General features: G+C 66.7%; 12 protein-coding genes. 4 read left to right on the top strand and 8 right to left on the bottom strand.

The window, feature by feature from the left end; all coding sequences use genetic code 11:
- Window positions 1-2: 2 nt before the first annotated feature.
- The gene (locus RTQ83_RS16160; protein ID WP_312516659.1) at window positions 3-941 is read right to left on the bottom strand and encodes an ABC transporter permease; all 939 of its coding nucleotides are present in this window, start codon (window positions 939-941) and stop codon (window positions 3-5) included.
- A 21-nt stretch (window positions 942-962) separates the two neighbouring features.
- Window positions 963-2,021, bottom strand: coding sequence for a 3-deoxy-7-phosphoheptulonate synthase AroG (gene aroG / locus RTQ83_RS16155; RefSeq protein ID WP_312516657.1), 1,059 nt, complete (start codon window positions 2,019-2,021; stop codon window positions 963-965).
- 412 nt (window positions 2,022-2,433) lie between these two features.
- Between aroG and RTQ83_RS16150 the strand changes: the two genes are divergently transcribed.
- Window positions 2,434-5,307: a TonB-dependent receptor gene (locus tag RTQ83_RS16150; RefSeq protein WP_312516655.1), complete on the top strand. Its 2,874-nt coding sequence runs from the start codon at window positions 2,434-2,436 to the stop codon at window positions 5,305-5,307.
- A gap of 142 nt (window positions 5,308-5,449) precedes the next feature.
- On the opposite strand, the gene RTQ83_RS16145 is transcribed toward RTQ83_RS16150, so the two are convergent.
- The 4 genes from RTQ83_RS16145 to RTQ83_RS16130 form a co-directional block, all read right to left on the bottom strand.
- Window positions 5,450-8,206: a TonB-dependent receptor domain-containing protein gene (locus RTQ83_RS16145; protein WP_312516653.1), complete on the bottom strand. Its 2,757-nt coding sequence runs from the start codon at window positions 8,204-8,206 to the stop codon at window positions 5,450-5,452.
- 190 nt (window positions 8,207-8,396) lie between these two features.
- Complete coding sequence (gene tldD / locus RTQ83_RS16140) at window positions 8,397-9,857, bottom strand: metalloprotease TldD (protein ID WP_312516651.1); 1,461 nt, start codon at window positions 9,855-9,857, stop codon at window positions 8,397-8,399.
- 123 nt (window positions 9,858-9,980) lie between these two features.
- Window positions 9,981-10,790: a carbon-nitrogen hydrolase family protein gene (locus tag RTQ83_RS16135; RefSeq protein ID WP_312516649.1), complete on the bottom strand. Its 810-nt coding sequence runs from the start codon at window positions 10,788-10,790 to the stop codon at window positions 9,981-9,983.
- A gap of 1 nt (window position 10,791) precedes the next feature.
- Window positions 10,792-14,967, bottom strand: coding sequence for a YhdP family protein (locus RTQ83_RS16130; protein ID WP_312516647.1), 4,176 nt, complete (start codon window positions 14,965-14,967; stop codon window positions 10,792-10,794).
- A 302-nt stretch (window positions 14,968-15,269) separates the two neighbouring features.
- Between RTQ83_RS16130 and glnE the strand changes: the two genes are divergently transcribed.
- From glnE to map, 3 genes are all read left to right on the top strand, one after another.
- The gene (gene glnE, locus RTQ83_RS16125) at window positions 15,270-18,050 is read left to right on the top strand and encodes a bifunctional [glutamate--ammonia ligase]-adenylyl-L-tyrosine phosphorylase/[glutamate--ammonia-ligase] adenylyltransferase (RefSeq protein ID WP_312516645.1); all 2,781 of its coding nucleotides are present in this window, start codon (window positions 15,270-15,272) and stop codon (window positions 18,048-18,050) included.
- A gap of 164 nt (window positions 18,051-18,214) precedes the next feature.
- On the top strand, window positions 18,215-21,130 hold the full coding sequence (locus RTQ83_RS16120; RefSeq protein ID WP_312516643.1) for a TonB-dependent receptor domain-containing protein: 2,916 nt from the start codon (window positions 18,215-18,217) through the stop codon (window positions 21,128-21,130).
- Window positions 21,131-21,293: 163 nt separating this feature from the next.
- Window positions 21,294-22,061, top strand: coding sequence for a type I methionyl aminopeptidase (map, locus tag RTQ83_RS16115; protein WP_312516641.1), 768 nt, complete (start codon window positions 21,294-21,296; stop codon window positions 22,059-22,061).
- 96 nt (window positions 22,062-22,157) lie between these two features.
- Here map and RTQ83_RS16110 read toward each other — a convergent pair whose 3' ends face one another.
- Window positions 22,158-24,908, bottom strand: coding sequence for a TonB-dependent receptor (locus tag RTQ83_RS16110; RefSeq protein ID WP_312516639.1), 2,751 nt, complete (start codon window positions 24,906-24,908; stop codon window positions 22,158-22,160).
- Window positions 24,909-25,354: 446 nt separating this feature from the next.
- A complete protein-coding gene (locus RTQ83_RS16105; RefSeq protein WP_312516637.1) occupies window positions 25,355-25,624 on the bottom strand; it encodes a hypothetical protein in 270 nt (89 codons plus the stop codon).
- Window positions 25,625-25,760 lie beyond the last annotated feature (136 nt).

Genomic DNA, 25,760 nt, shown 5'->3' with positions numbered 1-25,760 from the left:
CTTCACTTGAACTGGACGCGCGGATCGACCGCCCGGTACAGCAGGTCGGCCAGCAGGTTGAACACCATGGTTGCAGCGGCGACATAGACCGTGATCGCCTTGATGACCGGGAAGTCGCTGCGCTCGACCGCCAGGATCACTTCGCGGCCGATGCCGGGAATGCCGAAGAAACGCTCCAACAGAAAGGCGCCGATCAGCAGCGCCGGCAGGCTCGCCATCACGTGGGTGATGATCGGGATCGCCGCATTGCGCAGCACGTGCACCCACAGCACGCGCCGTTCCGACAAGCCCTTGGCGCGCGCGGTGCGCACGTAATCCTGCCCCGCTTCGTCGAGCACGAAGCTGCGGTACAGGCGCAGCGTGGGCGCGATCGAAACCGCCAGGCCGATGATGATCGGCAGCAGCGCATACTGCAGCAGGTTCTGGCCCAGGCTGTCGCCCCAGCCCTGCACCGGGAACAGCCCGAGCCGGTAGGCGAACACATACTGGAACACGGAGATATAGACCAGGATCGAGATCGACATCCCGACCGTGCACGCCACCATCAGCGCGCGGTCGGTGAGCGAGCCGCGCACGAAGGCGATCGCCAGCGCCAGCGCGATGCCGAACACGGTCTCGAGGATGGTCAACGGCACCAGCACCGTCAGCGACGGCCCCAGCCGGCTGGCGATGATATGCGACACCGGCTCGCCCGTACTCCATGCATTGCCGAAGTCGAAGGTCAGGATCTGCTTGACGAAGATCCACAGCTGCACATGGTAGGGTTGGTCGGTACCGAGCTGGCGCCGGATGTTCTCAATTGCCGTCGTGTCCGCCATCTTGCCGGCCAACAGGTAGGCCGGATCGCCGCCGACCCAGTTAAACAGAATGAACACCAGCAGCACGACGCCGCCCATGGTGGGCAGCATCTGCCATAGCCGGCGCAGGACGTAGGCGAGCATGGTGTCCGCGCCGGCCCGCGCTTATTCCTGGCGCAGACGGCGCTGGCGCACGGCGGCGGCCAGGCCTTCGAGTACCTGCACGCTGGTATCCCAGTCGATGCAGCCGTCGGTGACCGACTGGCCGTAGGTCAGTTCCTTGCCCGGCACCAGGTCCTGGCGTCCCGCCACCAGATGCGATTCGATCATCACGCCGACGATGCGGTCGTCGCCGGCCGCGATCTGGTTCGCGATGTCGGCGCACACCGGCACCTGGTTTTCCGGCTTCTTCGAGCTGTTGGCGTGCGAAGCGTCGATCATCAGGCGGCTGGCCAGACCCAGGGCGGCGATCTGCCTGCAGGCTTCGTCGACGCTGGCGGCATCGTAGTTCGGCGTCTTGCCGCCGCGCAGGATGATGTGGCAATCCTCGTTGCCGGCGGTCGAGACGATCGCCGAGTGGCCGCCCTTGGTCACCGACAGGAAGTGGTGCGGCTGCGACGCGGCCTTGATCGCTTCGGTCGCGATCTTGATGTTGCCGTCGGTGCCGTTCTTGAAGCCGACCGGGCAGGACAGGCCGGAGGCCAGTTCGCGGTGCACCTGCGATTCGGTGGTGCGGGCGCCGATTGCGCCCCAGCTGACCAAGTCGGCGATGTACTGTGGGCTGATCACATCGAGGAATTCGGTGCCGGCCGGCAGCCCCAGCTCGTTAATGTCGCGCAGCAGCTCGCGCGCCATGCGCAGGCCGTCGTTGATGCGGAAGCTGTTGTCCATGTACGGATCGTTGATCAGCCCCTTCCAGCCGACCGTGGTGCGCGGCTTTTCGAAGTACACCCGCATCACGAGCTCGAGCTCGCCGGCGAAGCGCACGCGCTGCTCTGCCAACCTGTGCGCGTATTCCATGGCGGCCTTGGTGTCATGGATGGAGCACGGGCCGACCACCACCATCAGGCGGTCGTCCTGGCCGTGCAGGATGCGGTGCAGGGCGACGCGCGCGCCGGCCGCCGTCTGCTCGGCCGCCGGGGTCACCGGGAATTCGCGGATCAGGTGCGAGGGCGGCGTCAGTTCCTTCATTTCGCGGATGCGTAAGTCGTCGGTACGCGGCATGCTGGTTCCTCTTGATATGCTGGGCCTGAAAATAAAAAAACCGCCATCGGTGGCGGTTTGTCTGGATGTTGCCGGGACCGTTACTGCGTGTACCCGCCGCTGTTCCACCGCCAGGGGCTGGAATGGCTAAAGTAAAAATAGCGGGTAAAAAAAGCGTGGCGCATTGGGTCGGTCCGTATTGGTCGAATTGACTATAACAACAACCCGTGAACATTGGCAAGCCCTTTGTCGGCCAATAAAAGCTTGTACAGACAACAATCGGTTGCACAAAAAGCACGCCTATCCCCGGCCTTGGCCGCGCCCTTGTGATACATCAGTCCCGCCCAGCGCTCGGATGCAACAGTCGATCCAGCCCCCAAGCGCGCAGCCCACCGGCCCGCGCGGGAACCACCCATCCACTGGAGTCAGGACCATGACTGAAACCCTGCTTTCCCGTGCCGTGCGCCGCCTGTTCGCCGGCGGCGGCTCCGTCGGCCTTGCATTCGTCGGCCCCGTACTTCTGGCCGCCCCTTCCCACCTGCTGGCGCAGGAAGCCGCCCAGGGCCCGGTCGCGCGGGTCGAGGTGACCGGCTCGAACATCCGCCGCGCCCAGGCTGAAACCGCGTCCAGCGTGCTGACCGTGAACCGGGCCGACATCGAGCGCTCGGGCAAGACCACCGTGGCCGAACTGCTGCAGACGCTGGCGGTCGATAATCAAGGCTCGGTGCCGGTCAGCTTCGGCGGCGGCTTCGCGGCCGGCGCTTCCGGCATCTCGCTGCGCGGGCTGGGCGCCGCCTCGACCCTGGTGCTGCTCAACGGCCGCCGCATGGCGCCCTACGGCCTGGCCGACGACGGCCAGAAGGTGTTCGCCGACCTCAACGTGATCCCGACCGACGCCGTCGAGCGCATCGAAATCCTCAAGGACGGCGCCTCCGCCATCTACGGCTCGGACGCGATCGCCGGCGTCGTCAACATCATCCTGCGGCGCGACTTCCAGGGCACCAGCGCGCGCCTCTTGGCCGGCACCGGCGAAGCGGGCGACGGCCAGCAGCACAACCTGGCCCTGGCCTGGGGCTTCGGCGACCTCGATACCGACCGCTACAACGTGCTGTTCAACGTCGAGTACAAGCACACGCAAGAGCTGCGCTACCGCAACCGGGGCGACCGCGACTACATCGGCAAGTTCGACCTGCGCCCGTGGGGTTATTCAGCCCAGGAAAACCTGGGCGGCACCGGCGCCATCACCGCCAACAACCAGGCCGGCAACGCCATCAACGGCAACGTGCGCAACCCCGACACGCTCGAGTACTACAACCGCGGCAACCTGGCCGGGCCCGGCTTCACGCGCACCTTCCCGGGCGCCGCCTGCAGCAACTTCACCGACCACCCGCAGGGCGACCCGGGCGGCGGCTGCCTGGTGGACGCCTCCTTCCTGTACAACGAAATCCAGCCCGACAGCGAATACCTGGCCCTGTACAGCCGCGCCACCTTCAAGCTGCAGGGCAACAACGAAGCGTATGCCGAGCTCAACCTGTACAACAACCTGAACCAGTCGCAGACCACACCGAATCCGATTGCCGGCAGCGTCGGCTATCCGGGCGGCCCCGTCAGCAATGCCGGCGTCCAGCTCGGCGCCGCCCATCCCGACAACCCGTATTTCGGCCGCGCCGCGCGCCTGCGCTATCTGCCGTTCGACGTCGGCGCGCGCGAGTCCGAGATTTCCTCGACCTTCGTGCGCGCCCTGGTCGGTGCGCGCGGCACCACCGGCGCCTGGGACTGGGATGGTTCCTTCCTGTACTCGCAAAGCAAGGTCAGCAACGACCGCAACGGCTACCTGCAGCGCGACGCCACCTTCGCCCTGCTCGACCCGTCGCCCGAAAACGTGGCGGCGGCGCAGGCCAATCCCGGCTACCGCGCGCTGCCGGCCGGCACCTACTGGCGCATCGCCGAGAACGCCGGCCTGAACGCGCCGGGCGTGTACGCGGCGCTGTCGCCGACCATCTCCAACGACGCCCATACCAAGCTGGCCCAGGTTGACTTCAAGGCCACGCGCGAGTTCGGCAAGCTGGCCGGCGGCGCGCTCGGCGTGGCGCTGGGCGCCGAGTTCCGCCACGAGTCGGCCGAGCTGGAACCGACCGCCGGCACCGAGCGCGGCAATATCATCGGCCTCGGTTATTCGGCCTACGACGGCCAGCGCAACGTCACCGCGCTGTACGGCGAGGTGCTGGCGCCGGTGCTGCCCGGCGTCGAGCTCACCGGCGCGATGCGCTACGACCACTTCACCGACGTCGGCGACGCCTGGACCCCGAAGGCTGGCATCAAGTGGAACCCGCGCCGCGACCTGGCGCTGCGCGCCACCTGGGCCAAGGGCTTCCGCGCCCCCAGCCCGGCCGAGAACGGCGTCGGCGGGCTGGCCGCGTTCTCCAACACCGACGACCCGGTGCGCTGCGCGCTGGGCATCACCACCGCCTGCAACCCGGCTTCGGTGGCGGTCATCACCTCGCCCAACCAGGACCTGAGCCCGGAACGCTCGAAGAGCTGGAACGTGGGCGTGATCTGGGATCCGCTGCCGCGCAGCAGCATCTCGCTCGACTTCTGGCAGATCAAGCGCAAGAACGAGATCAACCAGCAGCAGATCGACGCCGCGATCGCCGCCGGCAGCGTGGCGCGCGACCCGAGCACGGCCAATCCGGCGATTCCGGGCGACCCGGGCGCGATCACCGCGGTGCTGGCGCGCTACGTGAATTCGGCCCAGACCGAGGTGCGCGGCATCGACCTCGACGCGCGCCAGGGCTTCGGCCTGCCGGGCGGCTGGGGCAACCTGACCTTCGACGTCAAGTACACCTTCCTCGACAAGTGGAAGCGTACCGAGCAGGACGGCACCTCGCGCGAATACGCCGGCACCCACGGCAACTGCGACGTCAGCAACTGCATGGGCACGCCCGACCACAAGGCCAACCTGCGCGCCACCTGGGACCGCGAGAACTGGCGCGTCTCGGCCAACGTCAACTACCGCGGCCCGATCGACAACACCTATTTCAAGGACGACCCGGACGGCTGCGCCAGCCACTTCGCCAACGGCGACGACGCGCCGACCGATTGCGAACTGTCGTCGTTCACGACGGTCGACCTGGTGTTCCGCTGGAAGCCGCAGCCGCGCTGGGAAATCTACGGCTCGATCCAGAACGTGTTCGACAAGCAGGCACCGCTCGATCCGCTGACGTATGGGTCGGTGGCGTACAACCCGCTCGACTATTACGGGGCGATCGGGCGCTTCTATACGCTGGGGGCGAAGTATTCGTTCTGATGCGTTTCGATGGCAAGGCTGCCTGAAACGATGCATGCGGAAAGCGGCACGGGAAAGCGGCGAGGCTGGAGCGCGTGGACGGGGCACCTGTCCACGCGTTGAACCGGCATCACCCAGGCTCTACATCTTCAGGCAACACCGCTCAACCACCAAAGTGGTAGTTCAGCTCCACATACCCGGTCCTTCCCGCCGGGCTGTAGCTCCCGACCGCATAGTTGGGCCAGCCGCCGGTGGTGTCGTGCTTGATGCGATCGAACACGTTGTTGACGATGGCCGACAAGGTCAGTCGGTCGCTGAAGCGGTACACGACACTGGTGTTGACCAGCGTGGTCGGCGTCAGGTAGTCGGTTTGCGCCTGGTTCGGGATCTTGCCATAGCGGGTCGCGAACAGTGTGGCCGACCAGGCGTCGCGGTTCCAGTTCAGACTGGCGGCCAGCTTGTCCGGCCAGTCCGAACTGGTGAGCGAGTTCAGTTCGTCGCGCACCGTGTCGGCGGCGAACTGCCTGGTACGGCGCGTCAGCGTCTTCGAATAATTGCCGCGCAGCGTAAAGGTGCCGAAGCCGGCCGTACGCAGCGCATAACGCGCGCTGACGTCGATGCCGCTGCTTTCTTCCTGCGCCGCGTTGATCGGGTTGACACGGATTTCACGAATCTCGCCCGGACGCACCGGCGAATTGGCGGCATAGCGGGTGATGCGCGAGATCGTGTCGACGCAGGTCGGCGAGCTGGCGTCGAGCGTTCCCAGGCGGCAGGCGGCTTCGTCGCGCAGCAACTGGTCGGCCGACAGATTGGTCACCAGGTCGTCGATGCGGATGTTCCAGTAGTCGACCGAGGCGTCGAAGCTGCCGGTCGGCGACCAGACGATGCCGGCGCCGTAGGACTTGCCCTGCTCCGGCTTGAGGTCGGTGCTGCCGTATTGCACATAGTCGGCGCCCGGCGACACGTTGGCGAATTCGCAGCTGGCCAGCGGCTGGCCGCTCTGGCCGCAACGGTAGTAGTCGGTGGTGGACGAATAATAGCCGGTGCCGCGCGCCTTGTAGATGTAGTTCATGTCCGGGGCGCGGAAGCTGGTGGCGTAGTTGGCGCGCAGCAGCAGATCGCGTGTCGGGCGCAGTTCCAGGCCGCCGTTGTAGGTGAACTTGCCGCTGTCGCGCTCGGCGAACTCGTAGCGGTCGTAGCGGCCGGCGACGGTGGCGGTCAGGATGCGGTGCAGCGGAATGCTGGCCTCGGCGCCGATGGCGTAGCGATTGCGGGTGCCGGCGGTGACGGTGCTGTTCGGCGCCAGGTTGAAATAGCCCTGATTGATGCGCTCGTCCGGCGCGTTGGTGAAGCCCTGGCGGCCGGCCTCGGCCACCACCGCCAGCTGCAGCGGACCGGCCGGCAGTTGCAGCAGTTCGCCGTTGGCGCTGGCCGACAGCGTGTGGGTCCACGATTCGTCGTCGCTCTCGGTGTAGCCGGTAATGCCGCGGAACTCGTCCGGCGTCAGGCGCGTGGCCAGGCGCACCGGATCGGGCGCGTGGATGGCGACACCGCTGGCGTCCACGCCCAGCTGCGGGCCCAGGAAGAAGCTGTCGATATTCGCCAGCGCGCGCGGCGTGCGGCCTTTGCTTTCATACCAGGAGGCGCTGTAGCCGGCTTCCCATTTCCAGCTGGTGCCGGGCACGATGCCGCGCGCGCCGAGCGAAGCGGCGATGGCGCCGTCTTTCCAGAATCGGTTGTAGTTCGACAGGCCGCCCATCTCTTCCGGCGAGATATAGCGGGTCCAGGCTTCATAGTGACCCGTGTTCTGATTCAGGAAGTAGCTGTTGCCGGTCGACTTCGAGGTCCACGACGGGCCGCGCGTGTTGTTGACCGTGTCGTTGCGGCCCAGCAGGACGTCGGCGAACAGCGTGGTGTTTTCGTCCAGCTCGAAGTTGGCGCTGCCGAAGGCGTTCTTGCTGCGGTTCTGGGTCTGCACCGACCAGTAGGTGGGGCTGACCTTGTTGCTGGCGCAGTAGTTGCCGGTGCGCGAAGCGTAGTTGACCACGCTGCCGCCGAACAGGTCGCCCAGCGCCTCGCAATCCTGCGCGATGTAACGGCCGGCGGTGGCGTCGCGCCGTGACAGCAGGTTGGTCGGGGTGCCGGAGCGCTCGGCCATGAAGTCGCGCTGGTAGGCGCCGATCGGGTTACGCTCGGAGAATTCGAGTGCGAACACGGTGTTCAGGCGGCCCGACTGCTGTCCACCCGTCAATTGCACACGGCGCTCGGCGCCACCACCACGGCTGGTGCCGCCCAGCTTGACGTTGATGTCGAAGCCCTCGGCCTTTTTCTTGAGGATGATGTTGACCACGCCGGCAATCGCATCCGAACCGTAGATGGCCGAGGCGCCACCGGACAAAATCTCGATGCGCTCGACGATCGACGACGGGATATTCGCCAGGTTGGTGAAGTTGACCGTGCCCTCGTAGACGATCGGGAAATCGGCCAGGCGGCGGCCGTTGAGCAGGATCAGCGTGTGGTTCGGGCCCAGGCCGCGCAGGCTGATGGTGTTGGCCGACGGCGTGAAGGTGTTGCCGAAGTCGGCGCCTTGCACGAAGCCGCTGTTCTGCACCTGGTTGCTGAGCGCGTCGAACACGTTCTTGTAACCCTGGCGCGTGATGTCTTCGCCGCTGATCACAGTAACGGCCGAAGGGCCTTCAAGGGTGGTGCGCGCGATGCGCGAGCCGGTGACGACCACAGCGGCCGGCGCGGCGCCGCCGGCCGCCGTGGTGGATGAGGTCGATGAGGTCGGTGATGACGCGGCCGCGCTATCGGTGGCGGCCTGCACACTGGCCGAGGTCGGTGCAGTCTGCGCATGCACCAGTGGTGCCACGCCAAACACGGCGGCGGACAGGGCGGCGAAAAGAGTGGTGTGTTTCATGGTTCGCTTGTTCTTCTTGGGGACGCGAACTCTAACAAGGCGGAGCTGCCGGACCAACGAATTATTCTGAGCAACTTTATAAGCTTTACGCACAATAATGGTGTGCGCGCTATTTTCTAGTGCACCAGGCCCAGAAACGACGACGCCCGGCGTGCAGCCGGGCGTCGTTCGACACAAGGGCAAAACAAGATCAGGCGGTACCGCCCACCGTCACCCCATCGATGCGCAGCGTCGGCTGCCCCACGCCCACCGGCACACTCTGGCCTTCCTTGCCGCACACGCCCACGCCCGAATCCAGGCGCATGTCGTTGCCGATCATCGAGATGCGGTTCATCACGTCCGGACCGTTGCCGATCAGCGTCGCGCCCTTCACCGGATAGGTGATCTTGCCGTCCTCGATCATGTAGGCTTCGCTGGCCGAGAACACGAACTTGCCGTTGGTGATGTCGACCTGGCCGCCGCCGAAGTTCACCGCGTACAGGCCATTCTTGACCGAGGCCAGGATCTCCTGCGGGTCCTTGTCGCCGGCGCGCATATAGGTGTTGGTCATGCGCGGCATCGGCAGGTGCGCGAACGATTCGCGCCGCGCGTTGCCGGTGACCGGCATCTTCATCAGGCGCGCGTTCATCGTGTCCTGGATATAGCCCTTCAGGATGCCGTCCTCGATCAGCGTGGTGCACTGGGTCGGGTTGCCTTCGTCGTCCATGTTGAGCGAGCCGCGGCGGTCCTGCAGGGTGCCGTCGTCGACGATGGTCACGCCCTTGGCCGCCACGCGCTGGCCGATCATGCCGGCGTACGAAGACGAACCCTTACGGTTGAAGTCGCCTTCCAGGCCGTGGCCGACCGCTTCGTGCAGCAGCACGCCGGGCCAGCCCGGTCCCAGCACGATGGTCATCGGGCCGGCCGGGGCCGGACGCGCTTCCAGGTTGACGCAGGCCGACTTCACCGCTTCGGTGGCGTAGCGGTCCAGCACCTCGTCATCGAAGTAGCCGTAGTCGTAGCGCCCGCCGCCGCCCGAGGAACCGACTTCGCGCCGGCCGTTCTGCTCCGCGATCACGGTCACCGACACGCGCACCAGCGGCCGGATGTCGGCCGCCAGCACGCCGTCGCTGCGCACCACCAGCACCACGTCGTATTCGCCGGCCAGGCCGGCCATCACCTGCACCACGCGCGGATCCTTGGCGCGCGCCATCTTCTCGACGCGCTCCAGCAGCTTGACCTTGGCGGTGGCATCGAGCGAAGCCAGCGGATCGTGCGGCAGATACAGCGAGCGTCCACCGGTCAGCTGGGTGCTGCCGGCTACCTTGATGCGGCCGGCGCCGGCGCGCGCAATGGTGCGCGTGGCCGCTGCCGCGTCCAGCAGCGCGCTTTCGGAGATTTCATCGGAGTACGAAAAAGCCGTCTTGTCGCCCGACACGGCACGCACGCCGACGCCCTGGTCGATCGAGAAGCTGCCGGTCTTGACGATGCCCTCTTCCAGGCTCCAGCCTTCGCTCTTGGTGAACTGGAAGTACAGGTCGGCGTAGTCGACCTTGTGCGTGAACATCGTCCCCAGCGCGCGCAGCAGCTTGCCCTCGTCGAGGCCGAAGGGCGTCAACAGCACGTCGCGGGCGACGGCGATGGAGGAAAGATTCGGTTCGAATGGAGTCATGGTCGGTAAGCGGTCGTCAATAAGCGTTCGATTGGAAAGGTCATTGTGCCATATCCGCGCCATTCATACCGGCCGCCGCCCGCCCTGCACACAGCGGGCGCGCGGCGGCATTGACCGTCCGCCTCACATCTTGCGGTGACGCAACGCCGGCAGGCTCTCGCGCACGCCGGCCAGGAAGGCCGCGTCGAGCGCGCCGGCGATCACGCCCTCGCCTTCCGGCAGCACCGCCTTGACCTCGCCCCACGGGTCGATCAGCATGCTGTGCCCGAAGGTGCGGCGGCCATTGACGTGCTTGCCGCCCTGGGCCGACGCCAGCACGTAGCACTGGTTCTCGATGGCGCGCGCGCGCAGCAGCACTTCCCAGTGCGCCAGGCCCGTGGTGTGGGTGAACGCGGCCGGCACCACGATCAGCGCGCACTCGCCCATCGCCCGGTACAGCTCCGGGAAGCGCAGGTCGTAGCACACCGACAGCCCGACGCGGCCGAACGGCGCGTCGAACACGCCGACATCAATGCCCGGAACGATGGTGCGCGCCTCGTCATACGATTCCGTGCCCTTGTTGAAGCCGAACAGGTGGATCTTGTCGTAGCGGCTGACCGCCTGGCCCTGCGGATCGTACACCAGCGTGGTGTTGAGCACCTTGCCGTCCTGCGGCGAGACCATCGGCAGCGTGCCGCCGACCAGCCAGATGCCGTGCGCGCGCGCCAGCTCCGCCATGCAGTCCTGGATCGGACCGCGGCCCGGATGCTCGGCGTGCGCCACCTTGTCGCTGTCGCTCATGCCCATGATCGGCCAGTACTCGGGCAGCGCGACGAAGCCGGCGCCCTGGCCGGCGGCCTGCGCCACCAGGCGCCGCACGGCAGCCAGGTTGTCGGCGACATCCGGGGTGGACACCATCTGGACTGCAGCAACGGTCGTGACCTGGGTGTTCATCTCATTCCTTTCTGGCAGTGGCGGCCGGCCGCGGCGGTGCGTCCGGCGGATTGGCAAGCTTGGTGATCGTCGGCGACTTCCACGGTCCCGTGATCTGCATCTGGTAAGTCAGCGCCTTCATCACCGGCGCGCGCAGGAACAGTTGGGCCAGGAAGCCCGTGAGGCCGACCACCGGATTGACGGCCAGCCCGTACACCAGCGGCCCGGTGCCGAGATTGAATTCGGGGATTACCACCACCCGCAGATTGGTCGATTCGTTGGCGATGTCGGCGGTGCCGTTCATCAGCACCGTGGCCGCCACGCCGTGCATCTTGAGATTGTCGGTGCGCACCACCCCGCGCTCGATCATGGCATCGGCGCTGATGCCGTCGAAGGCCAGGCCTTCCGAGAACACGTCGTGGAAATCGAGTTTCAGCAGTCGCGGCAGCGCCTGCAGGCTGAGCACGCCCAGCAGCTTGGCCGCGCCCGGGTCCTGCTTGAGGAACTGGCCGTTGGCGACATCCATCTCGATCTGGCCCGACAGCGAAGGAATGTCCATCGCATACGGCAGACCCGACCACGCGATGTCGCCGGCCAGGCGGCCCTTGCCGCGGCCGATCGTGTCGGGGAAGCCGAGCCGGTCGAGCAGGCGGCCGGCATTGTCGATATCCAGCGCGAAATTCATGCTGGTATTGCTCTTGCCGTCCTTGGTCACCCAGCGCCCGCTGGCCTTCAATTGGCCGTCCGGATTGCTCAGCGCCAGGCGGTCGATGCGCCACTCGCGCCCGGCGCGCGCGCGCACGTTGCTGGCGCGCAGGTCGAGCCGACCCAGCGGTTTGTTGAACAGCTCGAAGTTGTCGGCCACGATGTCGAGCGAGGGGATGGTGGCGCTGGCGCTCTTCTCGTTGCCGCCCAGTTCCGACTCCAGCAAGTCCTTGACCTCGGCCGCGGCCGATTCCGGAATCACGAGCGAGGCCAGGCGCGCCGTCACCTTGCCCAGGCCGCTCGGGGTCTCGGCCCAGGTGACGTAGCCGCTGGCCTGGCGCGAATGCAGGTTCGCCTGCCAGGTGTCGCGCAGGTGGCTGGCGCCGACCACCACGTCGGCCATGCGCCGCTCGCCGATGGTCAGCTCGCCGATGCGGCCGGCGACCATGGTTGGCAGTACGTACTGGGCGAAGCCGCTGCTGTCGGTACCGGCGGAAGCGGCTGCCTCGGACGCGCCGTCCTGGTCCGTATCGAGACCCGCGATGGCGCGTCCGGCCGCGATCCATTGGTCGACATTCAGCGCCTTCATGTCGGCATGGACCATCATGCCTTCGTCCGGCTGCGGCGCCGGCACGTTGACGCCAATGCCGCCGCTGAGCAGCCGCCACGGCCCGCGTCCCTGTTTCTCGCGGGTGTAGCGCGCCGCCACGCCCTCGCCCAGCTCGATGCGGATCTCGTCGCGGCCCAAACCGTTGGCGGTCGGCTCGCCGGTCAGGGTAAAGCGCAGCGGCAGCGCATCGGCCGCCGGCTTGTTCAGCGGCGCCGGCAATTCCACGCCCATGCCGCTCAGGCTGGAGTCGACCGTGATCGTGCGCCGGCCGTCGCGCACCACGATGGCGCCGGTGTAGCGCGCCTCGCCCGACAGTTTTTCGGCCAGCCGGCGCAGCGGCGCGGCCGGCGCGGTGCGGCGCATGCCTTCGGCCGACAGCGTGCCGTCGAGGCGCACCGTGGTCGCGCCGTCGCGTCCGGTGCCGCCGGCCACCGACAGCGGCGCGCCGAGGAAGCTGGCACCGACGCCGTTCAGGTTGAAGCCGCGCTCGTAAAATTCGATCTTGCCCAGCGCCGCCTGCAGCGGCGGCAGTTCCGGGAACAGCGACAGGTCGTTGTTGAGCAGTTGCAGGCTGCCGTTGACCTTGGTCTCGTGCAGGTGCGACAGCGGCATGCGCAGCTTGAGGCCGAGCCTGGCATTGCCGCTGGCGCGCGATTCTTCGGTGAAGTGGCCGATCCACTCCAGCACCGGCGTCGCCGCCACGTAGCCCAGGAATTCCTGCAGCGGCCCGGCGGCGTTGCCGTCGATTTCCAGCATCATGTTCTCGTGCGCCGCCAGGTCGGGAATCACCGCCTTGACGTTGGACAGCGCCACGCCCAGCGTGCGCAGGGTCTTGCCGTGGATTTCCATGCGCGCACGGTCGAATTCGATGGTGCCGTCGATCGCCTCGGCCAGTGGCCACAGCGGCGTGCCGTCCGGGTGGCGGTGGCCCGGCGCGTATTCCAGGCGCGCCGCTTCCAGGCGGCCGGCAACATTGAATTCGCCCTGCCCCGACTTGAACGGGAACTGCGCCAGGTCGCCGCTCAGGCGTAGCCTGGCATCGCGCAGGCGCCCGCCCTGCAGTGCGCCGGTCAGCCAGTCGTGCAGGCTCTGCGGCGTGGCGAGCGGCAGGTAGCGCCCGATCTGCCCAATCTCGAAGCCGTCCAGGGTGCCGCTGAAATCGGCCGTGCCGGGACCGTGTCCGGGCGTCAGCGGCAGCAGGTGGCGGCCCGAGATCTCGCCTTCCAGGCCGCCCTGGCGAAACGCCAGTTGATCGACATCGACCTGCACCTGCTTTTTCGGTTCGATGTTCCAGCGCGCCTTGAGCGCCAGGCGGTCGAACGGCATGCGCGCCTCGGCGAACCAGGACGGCAGCAACAAGGCCATGCGCTCGGACTCGACGTTCACGCTGCCGCCGTCCTGGTCGGCATCGACGCTGCCGCTCAGGTTCTCGAAACCGGGCGTGGCCGGACGCGCCGGCAAGGCCGGCAAGCCCTTGCCCGCGGCCTGGGCCGGGCGCGCCGGCTGGGCGTTCAGGGCCAGCGCCGCGACTTCGCCTTTCAGGCGGTAGCCGCTCACGTTCGGATAGCGGCCATCCCATTCGGCGCGCACGTCGACCAGGCGCCCGCGCGGCGCGTAGTCGGCCAGCAGCTGGCGCTGCACCGCCGTGATCGGCAGGTACTGGGCCAGCGCCGCCAGCGCGCCGAGGTCGAGCTGGCGCGCCTGCAGCACCGCCTGTTCCGGGCGGCCGCCCTGCGCCGGACGCCAGCTCTGTTCGACGGTGGCGGGCGGCAGCGCGCGGCCGTCGCGCGCCACCACGGCGAATTTTTCCAGGCGGATGGTGTGGCCGTTGGCGCCGAAGGTCGGCTTGCCGTCCTGCGGACCGGGCAGCAGTTCCTCGCGCGCCGACAGGCGTCCGGTGACGCGCGCCAGCGCCAGGGGCGCGATGTCCTTGCCGAGGCGGGCATGCACATTGGCCAGCGCCAGGTCGGCGGTAAAGCCGGCCACGCGCGCCTGGTCGACGCGCAGCCAGGCGCGCAGCGAGCCGCGTCCGCGCTGGACCTGGATCGGGTAATCGATGTGGCGGCGCCAGGCGGCCAGGTCGACTTCGCGCAGGTCGGCGTACAGCTCGCCCTTCCAGCGCGAAATGTCCGACGGCGCGCCGCCGAAGCGGTGGCGGAACTGGGCGCGCACGTCGATCGGGCGGCTCAGCGCGCGCGGCGGCGTGGCTTTCAATGCGAAGTGATGGGTGCCCCAGCGATTGAGCAGGGCCAGGGTGACGTCCTGCAGCACCAGCGGCGGCGCGCCGCGCAGTTCGTCGGTCCAGTCCACGCGGCCGCCGCGGATCACGATCTCGCGCTGGCGCAGCAGCCAGTCGGCGCCGCCGCCCCCGCTCTCCTTGCGCGGGTCGATGCGCACCCCGGCCACCTCGAACACGCCGTCGCGTCCGCGCCGGATCGCCAGACGCGGGCCGAGGATCTCGAGCGAAGCGAAACGCGGCTCGAGCGCGGCCACGCTCCACCAGCCCAGCGTTGCCTCGACCTTCGGCAGCACCAGCGCCGGGCGCGCGCGCGCGTCGTGCAGGCGCACCCCGCCCAGGGACAGCGCCGGCCGCAGGCCGTGCCAGGAAGCGGCAATGCTGTCGATGGTGACCTTGCCGCCGAGCGCATTGCCGGCGGCGCGCTCGATGTCGTCCTTGTACAGGCCGATGTTCGGGAGGATGGCGTAGCGCAGCACCAGGAACAGCACGGCGAGCGCGAAATACACCAGCAGCACCAGCTTGACCGTGAAGCCGAGCACATGGTGCGAAACCAGGTTCGCCTTGCGATAGCCGGCGCGCAGCCGTCCCCAGCGCGTGGCCGGCGGAGCGGACGCGGACGCTGCCTGCGGATCCGGGTTGTGCATCAAGGTGCTAATAACAAAGGCTCGCCGTAAATTAACGCTTCAGTTCCCACTCTTTAAAACAGGTCGCTTGCAACAGTCGCGGCGTCTACCTTACCATCGGTGCTGACCCAGGCAGCAAAGCGGGCCATTCTACCGCATCGACAGCGCGGCACAGCCGTTTTTGACGTCACGTTACATGCGGATTACAGCGTGTTTGCCGCGTATTGGCCCCACAACGCCGCGCATGCCGACACTCTGCGGATCTGCCGTACCGCTGTGCAGTACCGCTGTGCCCGCCGGGCCCAACCAATCCAGGATCGACGATGACCCCAGCTTCCCCGGCCGTACCCGCTGCAAGCACTTCCCCCCTCACCGCCGTCCAGGCCTCGCGCTTCGCCCAGCGCTGGCTGGACGCCGCTCCGGAGCGTCCCGCCCAGCTGGAAGCCTTGACGGCATTATCGCTGGGCGGCCCCGAATTCCGCGCCCGCTTGACGCAGCTGCTGGCACGCGAACAGGAGCTCGGCCTGCCCCTTGAACGCGCCATGCGCCGTGTCCGCAACTTGTTGGTTAGTTCCATTATTGGACGCGACCTGGCCGGCCTAGCCGATCTGAACGAGGTGGTGACGGCGATGACCGGGTTCGCCGACTTCGCCATCCAGACCCACGTCGAGGCCCTGATGGGCGAGATGGTGGCGGCGCACGGCATGCCGACGGGCGAGGAATCCGGCCGCCCGCAACACCTGATGGTGCTGGCGATGGGCAAGCAAGGCGGCGGCGAACTGAACGTCTCGTCCGACATCGACCTGATCTTCGTGTACCCGGAAGACGGCGAGACCGCCGCCGCCCCGGGTCAGCGCCAGCTGTCGAACCACGAATTCTTCGTGCGCCTGGGCCGGCGCCTGAACGCGGCGCTGTCGGAAGTGATCGAGGACGGCTTCACCTTCCGCGTCGACATGGCGCTGCGCCCCAACGGCAAGTCGGGCCCACTCGCGGCCAGCCTGAACATGGTCGAGGAATACCTGATCGTGCAGGGCCGCGAATGGGAGCGCTATGCCTGGGTCAAGGCGCGCGCCGTCACGGGCGAGCCTGACGATATCGCCGCGCTGGACGCGATCGTGCGTCCCTTCGTGTTCCGGCGCTACCTCGACTTCGGCGTGATCGACGCGATCCGCAACATGCACGCCCAGATCCGTGCCGAGGTCAAGCGCCAGGAGCGCCAGCATCCCGAGCGCAGCCACAACGTCAAGCTGGGACGTGGCGGCATCCGCGAGATCGAATTCCTGGCCCAGGTGTTCCAGCTGATCCGCGGCGGGCGCGACCCTGCGCTGCGCGAAAAATCCACCCGCAAGACGCTGCGCCTGCTGGCCGAGCGCGAGCTGCTGGCGCCCGACACCGTCGAGCAGCTGCTGGAAGCGTACACCTTCCTGCGCAACCTCGAGCACCGGGTGCAGTACCTGGAAGACGCCCAGACCCATACCCTGCCGACCAATGACGCCGACCGGCTGGCGGTGGCGCGCATGATGGGCTGCGCCGACGAAGCCGCGCTGCTGGCGCGCCTGGAGCAGCAGCGCAGCTTCGTGGCCCAGCAGTTCGACGCCATCTTCGCCGACAAGGAAAGTCCCGAACAGGACCCGGACGCGCCCAATCTGGGCGATGAACTGGACAACCTGGACGCGCTCGCGGCGCGGCTCGAGCAACTGGGCTTCGACGACGCCCGCGCCGCCGGCGCGCGCCTGGCCGCCACCCTGCAGGGCCCGCGCCTGGGCAGCCTGCCCGATGCCAGCCGCGCGCGCCTGCTGGCGCTGGTCGACTCCGCCCTGCCCCAGGTCGCCGCCGTGGTCAGCGAGGCCGGCATCGGCAGTCACGCCGCCACCCTGGGCCGCCTGCTCGACCTGTTCGAGGCGATCGCACGGCGCTCGGCCTACCTCGCGCTACTGACCGAATATCCGCACACGCTCGAGCGCGTGATCCGCATGATCAACGCCAGCGGCTGGGCCGCCACCTTCCTGACCCAGCACCCGATCCTGCTCGACGAGCTGCTGGACGACCGCAACGAGGGCGCCGGCGATCTCACCCACCTGGCGGCGCTGCTCGACGAGCACCTGAACGCGGCCCAGGGCGACACCGAGCGCCAGCTCGACATCCTGCGCGAAGCCCACCACTCGAGCTTGTTTCGTCTCCTTGCGCTGGACCTGGCCGGCGAACTGTCGGTCGAGCGCCTGGCCGACCACCTGTCGGCGCTGGCCGACACCATCGTCGGCGCCACCATCCGCCACGCGTGGAAGACAGTAGTCAACCGCCACCGCGACGAGCCGCGCTTCGCCGTCATCGCCTACGGCAAGCTGGGCGGCAAGGAACTGGGCTATGTGTCGGACCTCGACGTGATTTTCCTGTACGACGACGAGGACCAGGACGCGCCGCCGCTGTACGCCAAGCTGGCGCAGCGCTTCATCACCTGGATGACGGCGCACACCGCGGCCGGCATCCTGTTCGATGTCGATACCGCCCTGCGCCCGGACGGCGCCAGCGGCATGCTGGTATCCTCGGTGAATGCCTTCGAGCGCTACCAGAACGGCGCGGCCTGGCTGTGGGAACACCAGGCGCTCACGCGCGCCCGCTTCTGCGCCGGCGACGCCGCCATCGGCGCGCGTTTCGAGGCGATCCGCGAACAGGTGCTGCGCAAGGACCGATCGAACCAGGAAGCACAGCTGAAGGAGGAAGTCACCGGCATGAGGAAGCGCATGCGCGACGCCAACGTCAACCGCAGCGCGCAGTTCGACCTCAAGCAGGACCCGGGCGGGATGATCGACATCGAGTTCATCGTGCAATACCTGGTGCTGCGCCATGCGCACGCCTATCCGCAGCTGACCGCCAATGCCGGCAACATCGCCCTGCTGCGCCTGTGCGGCGAACTGGGCCTGATCGACGCCGGCCAGGCGGCGGCGGTGGCCGATGCCTACCGCGCCATGCGCCGCCTGCAGCACGCGGTGCGCCTGCAGGGCCAGGACAAGACCCGGGTCGACACCGCGCTGGTGGGGCAGCATCCGGACAGCGTGCTGGGTCTGTGGCAAGCCTGTTTTCCCACATTGCATATGCACAATTGACAATTGTACTGACGCCAATCTGCAACAATTGTCATGCTCCGGTCATGTTCAATTGACACGTCTCAATTGTCTGGGAAGAATGAATCGTTGGTTTTTCTGAAACCACAGCAATCGGTTGCGCGCGGTTGGCGCAGCTTGTTCATTCCCCAAGGAGCATAATTAAAATGATGGAAACAATCCTGTCCCGCTCGATCCGGCTGATGTGCCTGGGCGGTGTCGCAATGAGCATGCAAGCGGCCTACGCGCAAAACGCGCCGGCCACTGGCGCCACCCAAACCGTGCAGGTGACCGGTTCGCGCATCAACGCACCGGGCGCCGAATCGCCGTCCCCGCTGCAGGTGCTGAGCGCGGCCGACATCGCCGCCTCGGGCGCCACCAACCTGCAGGAACTGCTGCTGGAAAACCCGACCCTGGGCACGCCAACCTACAGCCGCACCAACTCCAACTTCCTGACCTCGAGCGCCGGCGTCTCCACCGTCGACCTGCGTAACCTGGGCACCTCGCGCACCCTGGTGCTGGTCAACGGCCGCCGCTTCGTGGCCGGCGTCCCGGGCGAGACCGCGGTCGACCTGAACACCATCCCGACCGACTTCATCGAGCGCGTCGAACTGCTCACCGGCGGCGCTTCCGCGGCTTACGGCTCGGACGCGGTGGCCGGTGTGATCAACATCATCACCAAACGCAACTTCAACGGCTTCCTGGCCGACGCCCAGATCGGCGAAACCTACGAACAGGGCGACGACCAGAAGCGCAAGGTCGGCCTGACCTTCGGCACCAGCAACGCCGACGGCACCGCCAACGTCATGGGTCACCTGGGCTACTCGCGCCAGGGGTCGGTGATGTCGCGCGACCGCGCGGCCTCGGCATTCGACCAGAACTCGCGTCTGCTGAGCACCGGCAATCCTGCCGATGCCTTCATCGCCGACCGCCCATTCAATTCCAGCTTCGCGCCGCAGGGCACCTTCTTCCACGACACCGGCAGCTTCACCTACGACGCCGCCGGCAATCCGATCCCGGTCGCGACCAACGGTACCGCCACCCAGGCTGCCACCGGCTTCAACCGTTCGGCTTACCGCTCGATCGCGGTGCCGACCGAGCGCTTCCTGATGGCGCTCAACGGCGACCTGCAGCTGAACCAGAACCATTCGGCCTTCTTCGAAAGCACCTACGCTTCGACCAAGGTCTCGACCACCATCGAACCGTATCCGCTGGGCGCCGAAGACATCTACCCGGCCAGCGGCGGCCAGGTGCCGGCCGAATCGTTCGTCAACGGCATCGCCGTGCGCAACCCGCTGGTGCCGCAATACCTGTACGACCGCATCAGCGACACCGACGGCGACGGCCTGCGCGACTACTACTTCACGCGCCGCATGGCCGATTTCGGCAACCGCACCAGCCGCGCCGAACGCGACACCTTCCGCCTGGTCACCGGCCTGAAGGGCAATATCCTCAACAGCAGCTGGAACTACGAGGTGTACGGCGCCTACGGCAAGACCAAGGAAGCGCAGGATTCGAGCGGCCAGGTCAACGTGCTGAACTTCCGCAACGCGCTGGAAGCCGTCCCCGGCCCGAACGGCTCGGTGGTCTGCCGCGACGCCAATGCGGTGGCCCAGGGCTGCGTCCCGGCCAGCGTGTTCGGCTTCAACGCCCTGAGCCCGGAAGCGATCAAGTACATCGCCGCCCCTGGTTCGCTGCAGACCTCGACCACCCAGAAACTGGCGGGCGGCTCGGTCACCGGCGACCTGTTCGAGCTGCCGGCCGGCGCCGTGTCGATCGCGACCGGCTTCGAATGGCGCAAGGAAGAGTCGCGCGCCACCCCGGACGCCCTGACCCAGGCCGGCCTGAACGGCGGCAACGCGATTCCCGAAACCGCCGGCTCGTTCAGCGTCAAGGAACTGTTCATCGAAAGCCGCGTGCCGCTGCTGAAGGACGTCGCCTTCGCCAAGTCGCTGAGCTTCCTGGGCGCGTTCCGCGCCGGCGACTACTCGACCGTGGGCCGCACCAACAGCTGGAACGGCGGCTTCGAATGGCAGCCGACCAGCGACATCAAGCTGCGCGCCACCCGCGCCCTGTCGACCCGTGCGCCGAACATCAACGAGTTGTTCCTGTCGCCGAGCCAGGACTTCCCGACCGGCCTGGTCGATCCATGCGTCGGCGTGACCGCCACCTCGACCGGCCAGTTCGACGCGGCCTGCCGCGCCGCGCCGGGCGTGCTGGCCAACATCAACGCCAACGGTTCGTTCACCCTGAACCAGGCCGACATCCAGGGCATCAGCGGCTTCAACCGCGGCAATCCGAACCTGAAGGAAGAGAAAGGCCGTTCGACCACGGTCGGCCTGGTGCTCACGCCGCGTTCGATCCCGATGCTCAGCCGCATGACCTTCACGGCCGACTACTTCAAGATCGACATCGCCGACGCCATCGTCAGCACCCCGCGCCAGTACGCGCTGCAGAACTGCTACAGCGGCACCAGCACCGCGTTCTGCGACTTCATCCGCCGCCGTCCGGCCGCGGTCGGCGCCAACAGCGCCGGCTCGCTGGACGAGATCGACACCGCCGTCAGCAACAGCGGCGGCCTGGGGACCGAAGGCGTCGACGTCACCGCCGCCTGGAGCGACCAGGTCGGCCCGGGCCGCATGAACGCGCGCCTGGCCTACACCTACGTGCGCGAGCTGTGGAACCGTCCGCTGCCGGACAGCGAGATCGATCCGCAGGAAGGCGAAATCGGCTCGGCCAAGAACAAGGCCACCCTGAACCTGGGCTACCGCTGGAACGGCTTCAACATCCAGTCGACCGTCAGCTACATCGGCAAGTCGTACCTGGACGACCAGTTCCTGTCGCAGTTCGACCTGCCGGCACGTTCGATCGGCATCGGTTCGCGTACCTACACCGACCTGCAGGTCACCTACGCGCTGCACCGCACGACCGAGCTGTACTTCGGCCTGGACAACGTGTTCGACACCAAGGCGCCGCCGATCATCAGCGGCCTGCCGGGTAACGACACCGGTACCGAGACCGACGCCGGCACCTACGACGCAATCGGCCGCCGCTTCTACGTCGGCCTGCGCGTGCGCCTGTAATGGCGTGATGCCGCCGCGATCCTGCGGCCGGGCCGTCCCGGACCGGAAGCGATCGCGGCCCGCGCTTTTCGAAAACGCCCTGCGGGGCGTTTTCTTTTTCCCGTGCCGGCGGCGCACGGTATGATGGCGGTTTTGCCGCAAGCGCGGCCCGTATGAAACAACAATGACCATCAAACTCAAGAACGACAAGGACATCGCCAAGATGCGCGTCGCCGGCCGCCTGGCCGCCGAAGTGCTGGAGATGATCCGGGAATACGTGGTGCCGGGCGTCTCGACCGAAGAACTCGACCGCCGCTGCCACGAGTACATCCGCAAGGTGCAGAAGGCCACGCCGGCGAATGTCGGCTACCACGGCTTTCCCAAGACCCTGTGCACCTCGGTCAATGGCGTGGTCTGCCACGGCATCCCGAGCGACAAGGAAATCCTGATCGACGGCGACATCGTCAACATCGACGTCACCGTGATCAAGGACGGCTGGCACGGCGACACCAGCCGCATGTATTACGCCGGCACGCCCTCGCCCGAGGCGAAGAAGCTGGTCGACACCACCTATGACGCCATGATGGCCGGGATCCGCGCCGTGCGCCCGGGCGCGCGCCTGGGCGACGTCGGCCACGCGATCCAGAAGCTGGCCGAAGGCGCCGGCTATTCGGTGGTGCGCGACTACTGCGGCCACGGCATCGGCCGCGTCTACCACGAAGAGCCGCAGGTGCTGCACTACGGCCGCCCGAACACCGGCCTGCTGCTCAAGGAAGGCATGACCTTCACGGTCGAGCCGATGATCAATGCCGGCCACGAAGACGTGATCGGGCTCGACGACGGCTGGACCGTCAAGACCCGCGACGGTTCGCTGTCGGCGCAGTGGGAACACATGATCGTGGTGACCAAGAGCGGCTTCGAGATCCTGACGCCGTGGCCGGACCAGAAATAAGCGCCGGAATGTAAAAGAAAAGGGCCGGAACCCGTGAGGGTTCCGGCCCTTTTTGCTGCCCGGCCGCCAGCGGCCGGGCAAGAACATCTGCAAGTCTTAGAACTTGTAGTTGCCGGTGATGTACAGCTGACGGCCGAGCGGATCGGCGTAGCGCGGGTCGAAGCCGACCTGGTGGCCCGACGAGGCGCGCAGCGACAGTGGCGGCTTGCGGTTGAACGCGTTCTTCAGGCCGGCGCGCAGCGTGAAGTTCTCGGTGAACGCGTAGCGGCTCTGCCAGTCGACGGTCAGGAACGATGGCACGTCGAGGCGGAAGTCTTCCTCGATCAGGCCGGTCGACAGGTTGCGCACGTCGGCCGCCGCATCGATGTAGCCGTTGCGGTAGTTGACGTTGACGGTGTTCGACAGCTTGCCGGTGTCGAGCGTGGTCGACAGGCGCACGATGTGACGGAAGGTCACGGCGTTGTTGTCGCCGAAGCGGTTCAGGCTGTTGGTCATCAGGGCGCTGTTGGCCGGATCGCTGTAGTCGGCCTTGAGCATGTAGGTGCCGTTCAGGGTCGCGGTCAGGGTGCCGAAGTCGAAGCGCTGGCGGCCGGTCAGGTCCCAGTCGATGCCGCGGTTATGCGCCTGGCCGATGTTCAGCGGCGACTCGATGAAGGCCCAGTAGGTCTTGCCGGTGGCCGGTTCGGTGTAGGTCGTGAACAGTTCGCGGAAGGTGTCCGGATTGGCCCAGGCCTGCTGTTCGCTGACGTAGCTCACCGCATCCTTGATCTTCACGTCCCACAGGTCCAGGCCTGCCGAGAAGCGTGGCGACGGTTCGAAGCGCATGCCGATGGTGAACTGCTTCGAGGTTTCCGGACGCAGGTTCTCGTTGCCGCGCGAGCGCACGTTGTACTGGGTGATGCCAGGACGGCACAGCGACGCATCGGCGATCGGGCAGCCCCACGACGAGGCGGTGAAGCCGGCGTTGACTTCAGGCGAAGCGATGTCGAGCATGTCGGGCGCCTTGAAGCCGGTGCCGTACGAACCGCGGAACAGCCACACTGGCGACGGCTGGAAGCGCGCCGATACCTTGTAGGTGGTCTTCGACGCGTCTTCGCCGATCTTGCCGCCACGGATGGCGTCGTCGATGGCCGAGATGCTGTCGTAGCGCAGGGCAGCCGACAGTTCCAGCTGCTTGGTGACCGGCATCAGCAGTTCGGCGAAGGCGCCGACGTTGTCGCGCTTCATGTCGTAGGTGGCCGGTGCGTTGTAGTTGTACAGCACGCCGTTGACCGCGTCGTCCGACGGGCTTTGCTCGTAGCTGTACTCGCGGTAATCCGCGCCCACGGCCAGCTGGGCCGCGCCGCCGCCCATGGCGAAGATCTCGCGCGAGCCGCGCACGTCGGCTGCCTTGAGGGTGGTCGATGCCTTGCGCACGTTGCCGTTGTAGACCGCACCGTCGATCAGGCGCTGGGTTTCGGCGCTGACCGGACCGACCGGTGCGAACGGATTGATCGCGCCGCTATTGAGCAGCGAACGGAATTCGTTGTTGCGCAGGTAGCCGCCGACATAGCGCTCGTCGATCGAGTTTTCCGACCAGGTCAGGGCGCTGTTGACGCTCCAGCCGGCGATATCGCCTTCGACGCCGGCCACGGCGTGCTTCGACTCGGTGATGGTGCGGCTGTCGCGGGTGCCGAAGTCATAGGCGCGGTATTGAGCCTGCACGCTGTCGACGCGGCCCAGTTGCTCGGCCGACAGGTACGGCGCGACATACTGGTTGAATTGCTGCGAACCGGCGGCGATCGAGAACGGCGCCGGGTTCGGCGCGATGCGTGCGGTCAGGTCGAAGCGCGAGTAAGCGATGTCGGTGAACGCTTCCCAGTTCTCGCCCAGGCGCTTGGTGCCCTTGACGAAGAAGCTGTCGCGTTTGTTTTCAGGCACGATCTCGATGGTCTGGACCGAATCGAAATTACAGTTCATGCCGGTGGTGCTCTGCACCGTCAGCGGGCTTGGGCAATTGCCGTTGGCCAGCAGGTAAGGCGAGAACGAGGTCGCTGGCAGTGCGGTGACGCCTTCCGGATTGCGGAACGCGACGTTGACGTTGGCCGGCACCGACGACGGGCTGGTGTTGTCGTAGACGTAGTTCGAGCCATTGCGCGAGAAGCGGCGGTAGCCGGTGTTGGCGAAGTCGCGGTCGGTGGCCTTGATCTGGTCCTGCTCGTCGCGGCGGTAGCTGGCCAGCACGTTCCAGCCGTCGGTGTCCAGGTCGCCCCAGCCGTAGGTCGCGGCGATGTAGCGCGAGCCACCGGCCTGGCCGGCGGTCGGCTGGCTGTAGTTGGCTTCGATCTCGCCGCCCTGCTGGTTCTTCTTCAGGACGAAGTTGATCACGCCGGCAATCGCATCCGAACCGTACAGGGCCGACGCGCCGTCGGTCAGGATCTCGACGCGCTCGACCGCGCTCATCGGGATCGCCTGCAGGTTGACGGCGCTGCCCGAACCTTGCGGCGCCAGGCGGCGGCCGTTGAGCAGCACCAGGGTGTAGGCTTCGCCGATGTCGTGGATCGAGGCCGAAACGCGGCCGCCCGAATCGGTGCCGGCAGCGGTGGCGGCGATGGTGAAGCCCTGCATTGCAGGCAGGGTCTGGATCAGTTCGGCAACGCTGGTGGCGCCGGTCTTGGCGATCGTTTCCTGGGACAGGGTCTGGATCGGCAGTGCACCTTCCACGTTGATCCGCTTGATGGCCGAGCCGGTCACTTCGACGCGCTGGACCGGGGCTTCCTGGGCCATGGCCTGGGTCACGACCAGGCCGGCAGCCAGGCCGAAGGCGAGCCGCACGCTGCGGACGCCCATCTTCTCTTTGAACATCATTACGCTCTTTCTGTAGTTTCAACAAATAGACCGATGCAGGCTGGAAGACAAAAATTGTTCCTTCGGCACGGCCCAAAAATTGATTATGGCAAGCGCGATAAAGATGCAATAGGGTAAGTTTGTAAGGAAACAGCCCTGGCCGGCTATGCGCCAAGCATGAAAATCGGCGTTCTTTGCATTAAAACTATGTCTTCTCCCCCGAACATTAGTTCAACGTGTTGCTACAACTTTGTTACAACAGCGTCAATACACGCCGAATAAAAACAACAAAACCGTTGTAACCTCACAACGCAGATAGCATAAATTCGGCGTTCCGGCGTCGATTACAGGATTTTCGTAATCGAATCCCGGTGTTTTCAGATTTTCTGAAGCGCAAACAAAAAGCCACCCGATATTGGATCGGGTGGCGCGGCCGGATGCGTCGCGCGCAACGCTACGCAATTGTGTCAGAAGGTAGCCCAGGCCGACACCGAGAAGTAGCGGCCGTAGGGGTTGTGCAGCCCCTCGTTATAGCCGGCCAGCGGCGCGCCGGACGAGGCGCCGTAGCGGGGATCGAACGGCGCCGCCTTGTCGAACAGGTTCTGGATATTCAGGGTCAGCGCCAGGATACGGATGCCGGTATAGGTGTAGCCAACGCCGACGCGCCACCATTGCATGACTTTGCAGTCCGGGAAGAACTCGAGGTAGCGCGGTACCGCGTTGCTGGCGCTCGGCACGCCCGATTATTCCCCTTGGCGGCGCAGCCCGATGCGTCATGCATCGTGCGCGCCCTGCCTGGTGCACCAGGCATAAAAAAAGGCGCTGTCACCGTTAGCTAGGGATAAGTCTGATTGCGATGCTTAGCAATTGTTC

This window comes from Massilia sp. (assembly GCF_031995545.1).
GTDB lineage: Bacteria > Pseudomonadota > Gammaproteobacteria > Burkholderiales > Burkholderiaceae_D > Telluria.
This window is presented reverse-complemented; position numbering and strand designations above follow the sequence as displayed.

Bases quoted from the DNA above. Each gene is read 5' to 3' on its own strand.
- RTQ83_RS16160 (WP_312516659.1), bottom strand. From the start codon at position 941: ATGCTCGCCTACGTCCTGCGCCGGCTATGGCAGATGCTGCCCACCATG.
- aroG (WP_312516657.1), bottom strand. From the start codon at position 2,021: ATGCCGCGTACCGACGACTTACGCATCCGCGAAATGAAGGAACTGACG.
- RTQ83_RS16150 (WP_312516655.1), top strand. From the start codon at position 2,434: ATGACTGAAACCCTGCTTTCCCGTGCCGTGCGCCGCCTGTTCGCCGGC.
- RTQ83_RS16145 (WP_312516653.1), bottom strand. From the start codon at position 8,206: ATGAAACACACCACTCTTTTCGCCGCCCTGTCCGCCGCCGTGTTTGGC.
- tldD (WP_312516651.1), bottom strand. From the start codon at position 9,857: ATGACTCCATTCGAACCGAATCTTTCCTCCATCGCCGTCGCCCGCGAC.
- RTQ83_RS16135 (WP_312516649.1), bottom strand. From the start codon at position 10,790: ATGAACACCCAGGTCACGACCGTTGCTGCAGTCCAGATGGTGTCCACC.
- RTQ83_RS16130 (WP_312516647.1), bottom strand. From the start codon at position 14,967: ATGCACAACCCGGATCCGCAGGCAGCGTCCGCGTCCGCTCCGCCGGCC.
- glnE (WP_312516645.1), top strand. From the start codon at position 15,270: ATGACCCCAGCTTCCCCGGCCGTACCCGCTGCAAGCACTTCCCCCCTC.
- RTQ83_RS16120 (WP_312516643.1), top strand. From the start codon at position 18,215: ATGATGGAAACAATCCTGTCCCGCTCGATCCGGCTGATGTGCCTGGGC.
- map (WP_312516641.1), top strand. From the start codon at position 21,294: ATGACCATCAAACTCAAGAACGACAAGGACATCGCCAAGATGCGCGTC.
- RTQ83_RS16110 (WP_312516639.1), bottom strand. From the start codon at position 24,908: ATGATGTTCAAAGAGAAGATGGGCGTCCGCAGCGTGCGGCTCGCCTTC.